The organism is Prochlorococcus sp. G4PB16, assembly GCF_059772465.1.
In genome coordinates this window covers 1,933,426-1,948,613 of record NZ_CM186289.1, presented here as the reverse complement: position 1 = coordinate 1,948,613, position 15,188 = coordinate 1,933,426, and the positions used below count along the sequence as shown (strand labels likewise).

The window sequence follows — 15,188 nt, the reverse complement described above, 5'->3', positions numbered from 1 at the left end:
AAATTCAAAAAAACATCAATATAGAAAAATATCAATAAACAACCCTTTTTTGGTGAATAACTAAAAGTCAAAATGAAAAGTCTAGAAGAAGCCCTTTATCTTAACCCTCTGGAATTAAGTGGGCCAGAGCAAATGGCAATTGATCTCTTCCTATTAGAGAAGTCATTTGCGGACCACAATTTTAATATGGCAATACGTTTTTATACGTGGGATGGAGACTGGTTATCGATTGGAAAAAACCAAAAAGAACTACCAAAAACATGGATTAAGCTTTTAGAAAATGAACAGTTAAAAATTGTAAGAAGACCTAGCGGAGGGAAAGCTGTTCTTCATAGCGGAGGACTCACTTACGCTCTTATATGGAAATATCCACCAAGGAATAAAAAAGAATCTTATTTAAAGACAACTCAATGGCTAAAAGATGGCTTTAAGAAAGCTGGAGTGGATCTATTTTTTGGAAATCAACCTGTAAATATATCTAATACTAATTGTTTTTCAACTTCGACATTGGCTGACTTAGTTGATAAAGATAAAAACAAGCATATTGGAAGTGCACAGTACTGGAAAAAAGGACACTTGCTTCAGCATGGAGAGATACTAATGGAACCGTCAAAAAAATTATGGAAAAAAGTTTTCAATTCAGATCCACCAAATATAAAAAATGAAATTAAAGAAAAAAATAAAGTTATAAATTTGCTAAAAGAATCGCTAAGCAACGCATGGCCTAATCTACTTTTTTCTAATTATACATTAGATAAAAAAGATAAAAAGATAATAAAACGTTTAGTTATTGATAAATTTACAAAAACAAACCTTTATTGATCCTCTTCTAAATCACTAGAAACCATTGATTGTGCAATATTAGATAGATTTAATCCCAATGGATAAATATTCTCTTTTCTTGCAATTTTAATTAATTGTTCTGGAAGATTTAATCCTATTTTTTTAAGGACAGCTTTCCCTATATCAACTCTATCTAAAGTTCCAATAGGAAGCCCAGAGACTGACATAACAAGAAGTCTTCCATCTTTTGTCTTTTCTATTTTTATTATTGCTTTCCATAATGATTCTTTTTCACTAATAGATGGCAATTCATTTATTGGGGATGAAAACTCATAAAGAAACTTTTTGTCCCAATTTTGTACAGAAATATTCTTCAAGATTTTTTCGCTTACAAAACCGACCCATCTACCCTCTCTGCACAAAAGGATCCATGCTTCGTTAAAGTTATTATCTTTATTCAAAGAATTATATTTAGATAAAACTTTAACAGGCAAATCATCCTCTAGTACTCTATATGAACGACCGCAAACTTGATTAACATATAATTCAGACAATATCTTTTGTATTTGAATAATTTGACTCTGTGACTTAGATGAAGAAAGAATAAACAACCCAATAATAGAAAAGCAAATCGCGATATATATTTTACCCCTAAGCAAACTTAAAACGCCAAAAAAAATAGAAAGAAAAGAAATTAATCTTGCAGAGGCTATAGCAACTTTAATACCTGCTCTTTTACTCCCTGTAAAGTGCCAAATCAAAGATTTCAATATTACTCCTCCATCAAGAGGAATTATTGGAAGCAAATTAAATAACCCTATCAAAAGATTGAGACTAGCAACTTGCTTAAATAAATTAGAGAGAATGAAATTTGATACTGATAAATTATTACTTAATAAAATCATTAAAAAAGCTAATAAAAGACTAACTACAGGACCTGAAATTGCAATTTTTAAACTTCCTTTTGAAGTCGGACATTCCTTTTCAAGATTTGCCATACCGCCAAGAAAAAAAAGTGTTATGTCTCTAACTTTTAGACCTTCTCCGATTGCTACAAAAGAATGAGCCAATTCATGCAATAAAACAGATAAAAACAATAGAGAAGAAGTAAAAGCACCAATCACCCATCCATTCCAAATAGATGCTTGACCATCCAAAAGCGTCTCGAACTGATCTTTGGCTGACAAAGTAAAATATAAAAAAACCAAAAACCAACTTGGATGGATCCTCAAAGGGATACCTCTGATTTTCATAACTTCCCAACTACCCAAACTTAAATTCCTCCAAGCTCTCAATAAAATCTATTTCAATCAATCCTAATAAAAGTTTTGGTAATGATCAGAAAATCTACTTCTAAAAGGTCAACAGCAATAAAAATCTGTGGACTAACAAAGACTTCACAAGCACGATCAATAGCGGAATTCAAAATAAATGCTATTGGAGTTATTGGCGTTAAAAATTCACCTCGGTATGTACCAGAAGAAGAATGTATAAAAATTTTTAATGAAGTAGAAAAAGTTTCTTCAAGTATTGAGAAAGTATTAGTAATCGCTAATGAAAAATTAGAGGAGATCAAATGTATAAATAACAGATCAACCCCACCATCAGTAATCCAATTACATGGGAATGAATCAGTTCATTATTGTCGTGAATTAAAGAAGGAGTTTCCAACAATGAAATTATGGAAAGCCTTCAGGTTGAAAACTAGTCATGATTTAGAAAATATAAGTCAATACGAGAAAAACATCGACGCTATACTCTTAGATGCGTGGGATAACAAATCACTTGGAGGAACTGGTAATAGAGTCCCAATAGAACTACTAATTAATAAAACTTTTAAAGCTCCTTGGATATTAGCTGGTGGAATATCAGCCGAAATAATTCCAGAAATTTTTTCTAAACTTAGACCTGATGGGATAGATGCCTCTAGTCGAATAGAGGTATCTCCAGGCATTAAAGATATTAAGAAAGTTGAATCTCTTGTTCACGAAATAAGGAAACAAAATTAATCAAGGAGCTTAACTATAATCTGTCTAAAATTAAAATGCTCCTGCGGAAGGCATCAGAGTTACATCCTCGATAATTTGATTAATTGGTTGACTAGCAAGATGTAATAGTTCAAATGCAACTTGATCAACTGAAAGCATCGAATCTCTATCAAATTGCATTCCAACGGTATCAGAATCCCAAAGAGATGAATTTACTGATCCAAGAGTAAGTGTGCATGCTCGTATGAAATTCTTACGTTCTTCTTCTGCTAAGCATTTTGTAAAACTTGCTAAAGCTGCTTTGGAAACACAATAAGCTCCCCATTGTGGAAAAATATTGCGTGAAGCATGACTACTAATGTTGATAACTAGTCCTCCTTTTTTTCTCATTAAAGGAACCACCTCAGAGCAAACCTGAAAGATACTAGTGAGATTCATTTGCATGGTCCATTCCCATTTTTCAAGTGGCATGGATAAAAGATCGCCAGTCCAAGCAACTCCAGCATTATTTATAAGAACTGAGGGAATCAAACCATTATTCATTAATTCAACTATTCCCTTGGATATATTTTTGGGATTACTAAGATCAATAGATTTATAAAAGACTTTAACTTTTTTATTATCTATTTCTTTGACCAGTCTTTCTAAATCATCTTCAGACCGGGCTAAAAGCAATAAATCCCATCCAGAATTAGCAAAAGCTTTAGCAGTTGCTCTCCCAATTCCTCTAGAAGCGCCTGTGATTAATACTGTTGACAAGAAAGTTAGAAGCAAACATTAAAACTTTAAACTGAAATTTCTCTTTCGATAGACTGAGTTTCCAAATATTTGCCCATTTTTCTAAATTTGGAATATCTATTATCTCTCAATTCATCAGGGGATAAAGCCAATAATTCAGACAAATGCTTCTTAAGTGCATTTTTCAAACTATCTCCAGCCTGAAGCGGGGCCCAATTATTGCCCCCAGAAGGCTCTTTTATGACCTCATCGACAATTCCTAACTTCATAAGATCCGGTCCAGTAATTTTTAATGATGCTGCTGCTTCTGGAGCCTTACCAGCATCCCTCCATAAAATCGAAGCACACGCTTCGGGGCTTGCAACTGTATAAACGCTATGTTCAAACATGAGAAGCCTGTCTGCGACTCCTATCCCTAGAGCACCACCAGAGCCACCTTCTCCAATTACAGTTGCAATTATGGGAACTTTAAGCCTAAACATTTCACGTAAATTCACTGCAATTGCTTCTCCTTGGCCTTGTTCTTCTGCTATGAGCCCTGCATAAGCCCCAGGAGTATCTATGAAAGAGATTATTGGCAGTCCAAAGCGATCAGCATGGTTCATCAGCCTCAAAGCCTTTCTGTACCCTCCAGGCTTTGCCATCCCAAAGTTTCTTGCAACATTCTCTTTTGTATCTCTACCTTTTTGTTGTCCAATTAGAAGGACAGATTTTTCACCTATTCGAGCTAACCCTCCTATAAGAGCTTGATCATCAGTTCCGTTCCTATCTCCGTGTAATTCCACCCAATCGTCGCAAAACATCTGAATGTAATCAAGCGTGCTAGGTCTTTGAGGGTGTCTAGCTACTTGAATCTTTTGAGCGGGTGTGAGTGCATTAAATATTTCTTCTCGCCTTCTCGCTGCAAGTGTCTCTAGTTGCAGAAGTTGTTGACTTACATCAACCTCTGAATCTCTTGCTAATTCTCTGATTTGATCAATCTGATTCTCTAATTCAACAAGAGGTTTTTCAAATTCGAGGAGAAAACGTCTAGCCATAAAAATAAAGTAACCAAATATTCAGACAGGTAATGTCTGAATATTTGATTTCAAACCAACAACAGAAAACCCGTGCCTTACAGAAGCCTTGCCGATAAAATCCATCTTTTCCAACGTAATATTGTTCCTACCCCAACTGAAATTGGTATGACAATTCTCGAATTCAAGAAGCATTGCCTCCGCAAAGCAGGCAAACATTTCTCTTTTAGGATTTTCCATCTCAGCTAATTCCATCATGCTCCAACCAATATCTTTGAAAAATTGAACTATTCCTCCTTTTAATACATGTATACCAGATCCTGAAAACTTTTCTCCTAAATTCTTAGGGTATCCACCATCAATCATTAAGCAGGGCCTTTTAATTTTAGATGGGTCAATTTCTAAGGTTTTGGGCATGCTTGCAACCCAAATAATAATATCCGCTTCAGGTAAAGCCTCATCAAGACTAAGAATTTTTCCTCCTCCAAGTTGAGATTGAAGTTCAATTAAAGGCTTTTGCTGCCTAGCTACTAAAAGGAGCTCAGAAACACCAGTTCGATTGCTTAGCCACCTACAAACAGCACTGCCAATGTCACCAGTAGCTCCAACAACAGCTACTTTCGATTTACTCAAATCAATTCCTACCAGAGGTGCATTTTGCTCTAGCTGTCTACATATCACCCAAGCTGTATGAGTATTACCAGTGGTAAATCTTTTCCAATCAAGAGTAGTATTTCTAACTTGTTGATTTTGAAGCAAATTAAAATTTTCGAAAATTATTGATGTAAATCCACCCAGAGCTGTGATGTTGATTCCTTTTTTCTGAGCCAACTCCATTGCATTCAAAACTTTTCTTCGTGCAGTTTTGAAACGACTTAACATCTCAGGAACAAAGCATGAGTCTATATAAGATCCCTCAATAGTCTTTCCTATGGCACTTACAACCTTTACATGCTCTACCAACTGAGGAGGTGCAGTACACCAGACATCTAAATCTCCTTCAGCAATATGGTCGTACCCCAATCCCAAGGCCTTTCGCTTGGCATCTTGAAAACTTGTAGAATGTCCAATTAGCCCAAACATTTTTCAGCAAGAAAGAACAAAATTAAAACTTAATATTTATCCAACTTTGAAGGTTAGACCACAAAGGTCAAAAAAAAAGAATTCCTCAAGAACTTAAAGTTCTTGAGGAATTTATAAATAAATAAAAAATGTAAATTTAATATCGTTAAATCACCGCAGCAAGAGCCATTCTTGCGATTTCTCTATTATCGAGACCTATTTCTAAAAGGGAATCTTGATACGCAATCATAAATTCTTCCATTAACTCTTCTTTATCCATATGAAGAACTTCCGCGTCATTTGAAACTTCATCAAGCATTGATTTTATTAAAGGCAGATTTTCTTTATTAGCCTTCATAAGATCTTTCTTAACTGAATCAAGATTTGCTTTAAGCCATTCCTGACCGTAATTCAAATGTAAATATTCATCTTGAACAACACCTTCTGTAATTCTTTTAGCAAAAGGATCAGCGACACGGATATAAACGTGATAAGCAGATATTGCGAAAGATTCAATCAAGATGCATTGAATAAGAAGACAAGTAGTGGTATTACCAGCATTAAAAGCTTCAATAAAATTATTGTGTAGTTTTGAGAAAAAAGTTTTTGCAAAAGGCATGTCAGGTTTTACGGCAAGATTTCTTCCGCAAGCACAAAAACCATTCATATGTTTTTTCTCCATTTTTCCAAGCCTTACAAGCTCATCAGCATGCTCAGGAATCAACTTAGCTAGATCGAGAAAATTTGAATAAGCTTCTTGCTCTCCTTCAATTACAACTGCATTAATTCTGCTATATGCATCTTTGTAAGATTCAGAGGTGAAATCTGGAAGAGAATCAGAGACCAACTCTTCTTTTTCTACGGTTAAGTTGTTGGATGCAAAAGCTTGCATAGATCTATTAGAAATTTGACAATCTGAGTGATCTTACAGAATTAATCGCAAAATGGTAGCCCAGTTACCACAACTTAACTGCTAGAAACAGGTATTCAAGAGACGACTGGAGGCCAATCACTTGTCAAAAGGCTTGCAAATAGAGACTTCCAATGATCTATTAGTGCATTTTCCAAAGCGGCACCCAATACAGGATTTGAAGAACTTGCATCTCCAATAATTCCGGAAGAACTCAAATCTTCAGTAAGCCATGCACATGGAGAAGCGCCCTCTAGGCTCCAACCTTTAGGAATTGTAACTATTTCTTGATCTACATCCTTTTTTTCTAAGTAAGAATCATTTCGTACCAAATCTCCGTCCATATGCAACATAAGACTTGTTTCCGCTAGGGCCGCATGAAGCCCTTCCTCAACCTCCTTTTCAGGTAAAAGTTTATCTAAACCTGGAACACCACTCCATAGAAAACAAGGCAATACAGCTAAAGAAGGGCATTGTATTCTCAGTTGCCTTGAAACCGCTTGTAGCAAACCTATTTGTCCACCATGAGCGTTGAAAAAAACCAATCTATTAAATCCCATAGAGGCTATTTGCTGCCCAACATCAGTAACCATTGAAAGCAACACATCAGCTGATAAGGACAAAGTTCCTGGAAAAGCTTGATGTTCAGGAGAAAAACCAATGGATTGAGATGGCATCATCCATATGGGCATATCTTCTGGCAAACTTTCAAGAGTCTTAATTAAAATATTTTCAGCAAAAAAAGTATCAGTAATCAAAGGTAAATGCGGTCCATGTTGTTCACATGCACCAAAGGGCCAAACCAATGTAGATCCTTTCTCTGAAGCGGCTTTAGAGGCCTCAGGCCAGGTCAAATTCTCAAATCGACGAGTTTGGAAAATGATAGAAATCTCCTAATAATTAAAAAACAACTTACCCTTGACTGTAAGAATGTTTCACTTATTACCAAGGGTATTATGGCCGGGTCAGATCCTCAGCCTAAGAAAGCAACTCCCCCAAGGCCGGCACAAAATGCACCGCGCAAGCCATTGCAGGTTATGCATATCAGTCGAAAGACTGATGAAGAAATAATAAATGAAGGGTCATCTGAGAAAGAATTATCTGAGCAAACTAAAGATAAAAGATTGGATGAAAAAGTTCTAGTTGAAAAAGATATTTCTAAATTAAATAAAGCACCTATACAGAGAAAATTAATACAGAAAGAATCTAATGATAGTTCAAATACTACGACAATGGAAGATCTTCTAAGATCTGAAAATAATTCTGACCATAAAAAAATTTTTGAAGCTTTTGATGATCAAAATGTTTTTGCACAAAAAAGTAGAACAGTTGATGAATTTGATTTTGATGAAGATGAATTTTTGGCAGCGTTAGAAGAGAATCAACCCATCGGGACAACTGGAGAAATTGCAAAAGGTTCAGTTATTGCAGTTGAAAGTGATGGTATTTATGTAGATATAGGTGGTAAAGCTCCTGGATTTATGCCGAAAAATGAATGTGGTCTAGGTGTAATTACAAATTTAAAAGAGCGTTTCCCTAAAGGATTACAAGTAGAAGTTCTTGTTACTAGAGAACAAAATGCCGATGGGATGGTAACAATTAGCTGTAGGGCTTTAGAGCTAAGAAAAAGCTGGGACAAGGTTCAAAATCTTGCAAAAGAAGGGAAAGTTATTCGAGTTAAAATAAATGGTTTTAACCGTGGGGGTGTTACTTGCGATTTCGAAGGTTTAAGAGGCTTTATTCCTAGATCTCAACTTGAAGATGGAGAGAATCATCAATCTCTTGTTTCAAAAACAATTAGTACCGCCTTTTTAGAGGTAAATCCTGAAAGACGAAAACTTGTTCTCTCTGAAAAGAAAGCTGCAATTGCGTCTAGATTTTCAGAATTAGAAATTGGACAATTAATCGAGGGTGAAATCTTAACAATAAAACCATATGGTTTTTTTGTTGATTTAAAGGGCGTTAGTGGATTATTGCATCACTCAATGGTAACCAACGGAAGCATGAGAAGCCTTAGAGAAGTTTTTCAAACAGGAGAATCCATCAAAGCTTTAATTACTGATTTAGATCCTTCCAGGGGACGAATTGGATTAAATACAGCTCTTTTAGAGGGCCCTCCAGGAGAACTTATTACTGATAAAGAAAAAGTTATGGAAGAGGCGGATGAGAGAGCAATTAAAGCGCGCAATAGCTTGAATAAAGAAAAAGTTGATCCTCAAAAGGAAGAAAAAGACATGAAATCCCCCTCATAACTTTACATTGAAGAAAAAAATTGTGATTGCTTCAAAAACATCTGATTTAAAAAAATCAGACTGGGAAATGGACTTTTATTCCCGTCCAATAATTGATGAAAATGGAAAAAAAAGATGGGAATTATTAATTACATCTACAAATAATTTCAAAGATACGAAAACATTTAAATGGGAAAAGATCTGTCCAGCATCAAGTGTTAATTCTATTTGGTTAAAAGATGCATTAGACGAAGCTATTGATGAAGCTTATTCACAAGGTTGGGATAAACCTTCCGTTATTCGTTGTTGGCGATCCTCTATGAAAACAATGATAAAACGTGCAGCGGATCAAATAGGAATTGAACTTATTTCTAGCAGAAGAACATATTCATTGCTGGAATGGCTTATTGATAGAGAAAGGAGTTTTTATCCTCAGCAAAAAGGATATACAGGCATCAATCTTGCTCCTCCTTCAAACCCAATTACAAACCAAGCCATACCATTACCAGAGGAAGTAAGAGGTGACTCCTGGAGCTTTGCTTCGCTATCTCTCAATACACTTAGAGAGGCTGATGAATGGGAAATAGAGTTTTCCAATTTAATTCCCATAAAAGATTCAATTAATGAAAATATTTCTATTCCAGGTATTAGGCTTTTTAGTCCAAAAAGATCCTTAGCACTCTCCGCTTGGCTCGGGGGTCTTGAACCAGCAAAGCTTTTAATAGAAGGGACCCAAATAATTTTAGAAGCAGGTCAAGCTGATAGATGGTTAGTAACTGACGTCGAAGAAGAAGCAAAAAAGGCTATTGAGAATAATTTCCTAAATTCGAAGCTATATGCAGATGGACTTCAATTTATTTCAGTTCAAAAAAGTCCTGAAGAAAATTCTCTAGATGGGTTTTGGATGCTTAAAGATATCGGGGATATTTAACAATTTTTATTCAATGACTCAGTTCAAATAGATTTATCGAGTAAAGATTGAATTATAAAAATATGAGGTTATCAATTTATAAGGATATTAAATTTTTTCAATCTGATCTATTAATAGAAAATAATTTCATACATGCCTTTTTCACGAAAAGGTCTAAAAATAATGAACCTATAGAATTACAAAATAAACTAAATCTATTTTCTAATATTCATTATGCAAAGCAAGTACATAGCGACGAAGTAATTCAAGTGAAAAATACATTAAATTTAAATCCTAAAATTGCAGATTCATTAATAACGAAAGAAAAATGCCAAAGCTTATGGATATACACAGCCGATTGCATCCCTATACTAATTGCTGATATAAGGACAAGAAATATCGCAGCTTGTCATGCTGGGTTAAAAGGTATTAAAAAGCAAATCATCTCAAAGACATTAAAAAGATTAGAAGAAATCGGTTCTAAGAAAAATAATTTAATTATTGCCTTTGGAGCCTCTATTAAAGGAGATAAATATCAAGTTGAGAAAAATGATGTTGAAGATTTAAGCATTCAACTCACAGGGAAAAGAATTAACATAAAAAAAATCAAAGAAGAAAAAGAAGAAGAAATTATTCCCTTATTCAGAAAAGATTCAAACCCTAATAAAATACTTATTGATATACAAACTGCTGCTATATTACAATTATTTAAAGAAGGTATCAAACAAAATCAAATAGACACAAATAGAATTTGTACATACTCAAATCCAAAGCTATTTAATTCTTACAGAAGAAATAAAACTAATTCAAGACAATGGAGTTGCATATATTCGTAATCATAGAAGAAATGAATGTGTAATTAATTTAACATTTTTTTGTTGCTAATCCTTCGTTAATATATTTCTCTGTTATGTCAATATTACTATCAAAAGGAATTACTTTAGCGACCAAGACACCATCCACTGATCCTTTAGGTTTCAAATTTACCTTTGTATGTCTTGGTAGTTGCATCTTGAGCCATTTAACAGATTTTTCTTCTAAATCAGGGCTGATTTCCATACATGCTAATTTCACTGTATAGGTTCGATTATGATCTCCGATCAGCAAGACAGACGAACTAGTCACTTGCAAAATTTCAGCGGCATCAACTTCCAAATAAAAACAAAAAAAAGAGAGAAATAATATAAAAATCTTTGCACAGAATTTAATCATAAAAAGTTTTTTAAATTACTTCTTAATGTCAGTTATACCTACCATTTGAGCATTACTTTTCCCAGGTGGAACCATGGGGTAACAATTTTCACCTTTTCTTACATTTACGTTAACAATAACTGGCCCTTCATTCGCCAATGCTTTCTGAAGTTCAGAGATTAGGTTGTCTCTTTCTGAAATCACAATGCCCTCAATCCCAAAAGCCTTAGATAACAAAATAAAGTCAGGTTCCCCAACAGACATGTTAGATGCCGAATATCTTTCATCATAAAAACTTTCTTGCCATTGTCTAACCATTCCTTGCCAATGATTATTAATGATAATTACTTTTAAATTCAACTTATATTGAGCGATTGTTCCAAGCTCCTGAATGTTCATAAGGATACTTGCATCTCCGGCTATACAGATTACTTGCTCCTTAGGTAAAGCAACTTTGACTCCCATAGCAGCAGGCATTCCAAAACCCATTGTTCCAAGTCCAGCACTACTAATCCATTGTCTTGGTCCATTCAATAAATATTGAGCTGCCCACATCTGATGTTGTCCAACATCAGTTGTAATATAAGCATCTTGCGCTAATTCTCTTAAAGCAATTAATACTTCCTGTGGATAAATTTCTCCCTCTTTAGGGGGAGTTATTAAAGGAAAATTATCTTTCCAATTTTTAATTTTGTTAAGCCAATTAGAAGTTCTTGGATTTGTTTTCCGTTGGTTACTGAGATCTAATAATTTAACAAGGCTTATTCCAACATCGCCTAATACGGAAACTTCAACTACTCTATTTTTATTTATTTCAGCGGGATCAATCTCAAAATGAATTACTTTTGCTTTTGGGGCAAAAGTATCTAATTTACCTGTAACTCTGTCATCAAATCTCGCTCCAATCGCAATCAACAAATCACATTCAGTCACAGCAAAGTTGGCATAAGCTGTTCCATGCATGCCAAGCATCCCAACTGATAAAGGATTACGTTCATCAAACGCGCCTTTCCCCATCAAAGTTGTTGTTACGGGTATTTGATATCTATTAGCAATCGCCGCAAGAGTTTCATGTGCCCCCGAAGAAATAACACCACCGCCAACATAAAGCAGTGGTTGCTCCGCACTTTCAATTAAATCTAAGGCTGCACTTATGGCTTTATGTTCTGGAGCGAATGGGAGTTCAAAGCCTGGCGGCTTTATTGAACCTGGCTCGACAGGAAGATATTTAAACATCTCTTGTCCAACATCTTTTGGTATATCAATCAAAACAGGGCCTGGTCTACCCGATGAGGCAATAAGAAAAGCTTGAGCAACAACTTTTGCAATTTCAGATGGATCTCTTACGACCCATGAATGTTTAACAATTGGAAGTGTTATCCCAAAAATATCTGTTTCTTGAAAAGCATCAGTACCAATAGCAGGCCTAGGGACTTGTCCTGTTATGACAACAAGAGGTACAGAATCCATCTGAGCGGTGGCTATTCCTGTAACAAGATTCGTAGCCCCAGGACCTGATGTACCAAAACAAACACCTACTTTCCCAGTCGCCCGAGCGAAACCATCTGCAGCATGAGTTCCACCTTGCTCATGTCGAACAAGAATATGTTTTAACCAGCCCTCTTGCTCTGCTTTAAAAACTGCATCATAGATGGGGAGGATGGCTCCGCCTGGATAACCAAAAATAGTATCTACTCCATGCCTACGAAGGGAATCCATCAAGGCATCAGCTCCTGACATCTCATATTGACTTTGTGTTCCTGAATCTCCTATTTGATTATGCGTAGAAGTCAGGGTCACGGCAAAAGAAAATCTTAACTAACAATAAATCTTAGTATGCATAATTTCAATCAAAATAAATTAAGCAAAGATTTAATTCAATTGTCTAAGTTTTAATAGAAAGCTTATTCAAATTAATCAAAACAAATAGTTATTTTAGTTCTTTACAGCAGACCTATTTGGTGTAAAGGTCCACCCCCAATTATTAATTCCATCAAAAAATAAAGAAAAACAATCATTGCAACTCTTCCATTCCAAACTTCAGAGCTATTATTCCAACCCCATTGCCATTTCTCTTGAGGATAAAGTTTTACTCTTTCTGGCAATTTTGATGCTTCCTCTAAACTAACACCCTTGCCGTTTAAGCAAGAAGAGACTAAATCGGCCAATCCTTCAATAAACAATGGATAGGTATCAAGAGCTGGAACTCTTTTAAAATTAACAATTCCATTTTTCTGAGCAATTTCTTTGTACTCAATATCAATCTCTTGGAGAGTTTCAATATGCTCGCTCACAAAACTTATTGGGACAACGACAAGTTCCTTAACGCCGGATTTTCCTAGTTCTTCTAATACTTCTTCGGTATAAGGTTTTAGCCACTCTTCTGGCCCAACTCTACTTTGATAAGCAAGTGAGAATGAATTGCTAAATCCAAGCAAATTCTCAAGCTGGTCAATAATCAAAAGTGAACAGTTCTGTATTTGATCTTGATAAGGATCACCGGCTTCTTCTACATAGCTTTTAGGGACACCATGTGCCGTAAAGAAAACGTAGGCCTCTTGGGGTGAATCACAAGCTTGGATTTCTTTCTTTATTAATTCAGCCATTGAAGAAACATAGGCTGGATGATCAAACCAGCTTCTAATACAACGAATTGATAAATCTGCAAACTCAGAGTCAGCATCTTTTAACCTTTTCAATTCTCTAAAACTGGATCCACTTGTACTTATAGAAAAATGGGGATAAAGAGGCAAAACAACAACTTCACTAACACCGTCAGCCTTCATATCCGCTACGGCTGACTCAGTGAATGGATGCCAATACCTCATCGCAACATAGGTAGTAGCGTCTATTCCTATATTTCTAAGATAACTTTGGAGTTCTCTTGCCTGCTGCTCGGTAATACGACGTAGAGGAGAACCACCTCCAATCGATCTGTAAGCCTCTTGTGATTTAGCACTTCTTAATAAACTTATAAGCCAAGCCAGAGGTTTTTGAAAAGCACGAACTGGTAAACGAATTATCTCTGGATCAGAAAATAAATTATACAAAAATGGTCCTACGTCCTTAATCCTCTCAGGACCTCCGAGATTTAATAAGAGGACACCAACCCGAGCCATTTTAGAAAAAACTCCTTATAAAAGGTTATACAAACCCTTATCAAAGTAAAGCAAGCTAAATTTACAGGATCATGGACGAGAATCAAAAGTTACTAGATATCAACCAAAACCTTGAATCAAAGGGAATCAATCTAAGAATTGAGAAAAGAGGGAAAGTTTTAAACATTCGCGGTTCTTTGCCAGACAAAAAATCTCAAAATCTTTCTAAAGTTCAAAGAATAAGCCTTAAACTTCCATACAATATTAACGGTCTAGAAGAGGCTAGAAAAGCTATAGAATTAATTGATTTTCAACTTAAAAAAAATCAATTTTGCTGGTCTAATTGGATTAAAGAAAAAGCCATCTCATCAACAAAGACTAAAAAAATACTTGAAAGCAATGAAATAGAAAGCTTCAAAAGACAATTTTTTTCTGATACTTCTAGGAGCAAGTCACCAGCAGGAATGATCAGTACTTGGCAATCTGCTTACAAGCCATATTTGAATAGATTAATTGGAGTAAGTCATAAATCTTCTCTTCAATTAAACAAGGAGCTTCTAGTTAAAGTACTTTTAAGTTACAAAGAGAATTCAAGGAGCAGACAACAATGCGGGATTGCTTTAAGTGCTTTCGCTAGACACCTTAAATTGGAGCTACCTGAGAACTGGAAACAACTACAAAGTGGTTATGGAATACACGAATCTAATTTCAGAGAATTACCTAGTGATGAAGAAATTATTAATAACTTTCAATTAATACCAAATTCAAAATGGAGATTTGTTTTTGGGTTAATGGCAACCTATGGGCTTAGAAATCATGAAGTCTTTTTTAGTGACTTATCTTGTTTAAAAAAGGGTGGAGATAAAATACTTCGGGTTTTCCCAAATACAAAAACAGGAGAGCATCAAGTTTGGCCATTTCATCCTGAATGGGTTAGTTTATTTGAATTAAACAAAACAACTAATCCTTCAGATTTACTCCCAGACATTAAAACAGATCTAAAAGAGACAACTCTTCAACATATTGGGAGAAGAGTATCGGAACAATTTAGAAGATATAAAATATCTTTTACCCCCTACGATTTAAGACATTCATGGGCAGTGAGGACAATCTTAATAGGCCTACCAAATACTGTAGCGGCAAAAATGATGGGACACTCAGTGTCAATACATACAAAAACCTATCATCATTGGATAACAAGAAGAGATCAGCAAATTGCTGTTGATAGTGCTCTATCTAGAGTCAAATATTAACAAGAAGA

15 protein-coding genes are annotated in these 15,188 nt (G+C 35.2%); 6 read left to right on the top strand and 9 right to left on the bottom strand.

Annotated elements, in window-relative coordinates:
* The first annotated feature begins 72 nt into the window (after positions 1-72).
* Positions 73-822: a lipoate--protein ligase family protein gene (locus tag AC6EIZ_RS10990; protein WP_498511240.1), complete on the top strand. Its 750-nt coding sequence runs from the start codon at positions 73-75 to the stop codon at positions 820-822.
* Here AC6EIZ_RS10990 and AC6EIZ_RS10985 read toward each other — a convergent pair.
* Positions 816-2,054 carry a site-2 protease family protein gene (locus AC6EIZ_RS10985; protein ID WP_498511238.1) on the bottom strand — a complete coding sequence of 413 codons (1,239 nt, stop codon included), beginning with the start codon at positions 2,052-2,054 and terminating at the stop codon, positions 816-818. The genes AC6EIZ_RS10990 and AC6EIZ_RS10985 overlap by 7 nt on opposite strands.
* Before the next feature lie 63 nt (positions 2,055-2,117).
* Here AC6EIZ_RS10985 and AC6EIZ_RS10980 point away from each other — a divergent pair, with 63 nt between their 5' ends.
* The gene (locus AC6EIZ_RS10980; protein ID WP_498511237.1) at positions 2,118-2,792 is read left to right on the top strand and encodes a phosphoribosylanthranilate isomerase; all 675 of its coding nucleotides are present in this window, start codon (positions 2,118-2,120) and stop codon (positions 2,790-2,792) included.
* A gap of 30 nt (positions 2,793-2,822) precedes the next feature.
* On the opposite strand, the gene AC6EIZ_RS10975 is transcribed toward AC6EIZ_RS10980, so the two are convergent.
* From AC6EIZ_RS10975 to AC6EIZ_RS10955, 5 genes are all read right to left on the bottom strand, one after another.
* The gene (locus AC6EIZ_RS10975) at positions 2,823-3,530 is read right to left on the bottom strand and encodes an SDR family oxidoreductase (RefSeq protein ID WP_498511235.1); all 708 of its coding nucleotides are present in this window, start codon (positions 3,528-3,530) and stop codon (positions 2,823-2,825) included.
* Positions 3,531-3,556: 26 nt separating this feature from the next.
* Positions 3,557-4,546 carry an acetyl-CoA carboxylase carboxyltransferase subunit alpha gene (locus AC6EIZ_RS10970; RefSeq protein WP_498511233.1) on the bottom strand — a complete coding sequence of 330 codons (990 nt, stop codon included), beginning with the start codon at positions 4,544-4,546 and terminating at the stop codon, positions 3,557-3,559.
* A 21-nt stretch (positions 4,547-4,567) separates the two neighbouring features.
* Positions 4,568-5,608, bottom strand: coding sequence for a long-chain acyl-[acyl-carrier-protein] reductase (locus AC6EIZ_RS10965; RefSeq protein ID WP_498511231.1), 1,041 nt, complete (start codon positions 5,606-5,608; stop codon positions 4,568-4,570).
* 145 nt (positions 5,609-5,753) lie between these two features.
* On the bottom strand, positions 5,754-6,479 hold the full coding sequence (locus AC6EIZ_RS10960) for an aldehyde oxygenase (deformylating) (protein WP_498511229.1): 726 nt from the start codon (positions 6,477-6,479) through the stop codon (positions 5,754-5,756).
* Positions 6,480-6,574: 95 nt separating this feature from the next.
* Positions 6,575-7,351, bottom strand: coding sequence for a creatininase family protein (locus AC6EIZ_RS10955; protein ID WP_498511227.1), 777 nt, complete (start codon positions 7,349-7,351; stop codon positions 6,575-6,577).
* Between the two features lie 102 nt (positions 7,352-7,453).
* Here AC6EIZ_RS10955 and AC6EIZ_RS10950 point away from each other — a divergent pair, with 102 nt between their 5' ends.
* The 3 genes from AC6EIZ_RS10950 to pgeF all read left to right on the top strand — a co-directional run bounded on the left by AC6EIZ_RS10950 (position 7,454) and on the right by pgeF (position 10,474).
* The gene (locus AC6EIZ_RS10950; RefSeq protein ID WP_498511225.1) at positions 7,454-8,749 is read left to right on the top strand and encodes a S1 RNA-binding domain-containing protein; all 1,296 of its coding nucleotides are present in this window, start codon (positions 7,454-7,456) and stop codon (positions 8,747-8,749) included.
* A gap of 22 nt (positions 8,750-8,771) precedes the next feature.
* Complete coding sequence (locus AC6EIZ_RS10945) at positions 8,772-9,659, top strand: Tab2 family RNA-binding protein (RefSeq protein ID WP_498511223.1); 888 nt, start codon at positions 8,772-8,774, stop codon at positions 9,657-9,659.
* Between the two features lie 62 nt (positions 9,660-9,721).
* The gene (gene pgeF / locus AC6EIZ_RS10940; protein WP_498511221.1) at positions 9,722-10,474 is read left to right on the top strand and encodes a peptidoglycan editing factor PgeF; all 753 of its coding nucleotides are present in this window, start codon (positions 9,722-9,724) and stop codon (positions 10,472-10,474) included.
* Between the two features lie 28 nt (positions 10,475-10,502).
* On the opposite strand, the gene AC6EIZ_RS10935 is transcribed toward pgeF, so the two are convergent.
* The 3 genes from AC6EIZ_RS10935 to hemH all read right to left on the bottom strand — a co-directional run bounded on the left by AC6EIZ_RS10935 (position 10,503) and on the right by hemH (position 13,948).
* Entirely contained in the window at positions 10,503-10,763 is a 261-nt protein-coding gene (locus AC6EIZ_RS10935; protein WP_498511219.1) for a nuclease, read from the bottom strand.
* Positions 10,764-10,865: 102 nt separating this feature from the next.
* On the bottom strand, positions 10,866-12,629 hold the full coding sequence (ilvB, locus tag AC6EIZ_RS10930) for a biosynthetic-type acetolactate synthase large subunit (RefSeq protein ID WP_498511217.1): 1,764 nt from the start codon (positions 12,627-12,629) through the stop codon (positions 10,866-10,868).
* Positions 12,630-12,772: 143 nt separating this feature from the next.
* A complete protein-coding gene (hemH, locus tag AC6EIZ_RS10925; protein ID WP_498511215.1) occupies positions 12,773-13,948 on the bottom strand; it encodes a ferrochelatase in 1,176 nt (391 codons plus the stop codon).
* 71 nt (positions 13,949-14,019) lie between these two features.
* Here hemH and AC6EIZ_RS10920 point away from each other — a divergent pair, with 71 nt between their 5' ends.
* A complete protein-coding gene (locus tag AC6EIZ_RS10920; RefSeq protein ID WP_498511213.1) occupies positions 14,020-15,180 on the top strand; it encodes a site-specific integrase in 1,161 nt (386 codons plus the stop codon).
* Positions 15,181-15,188: the final 8 nt, after the last annotated feature.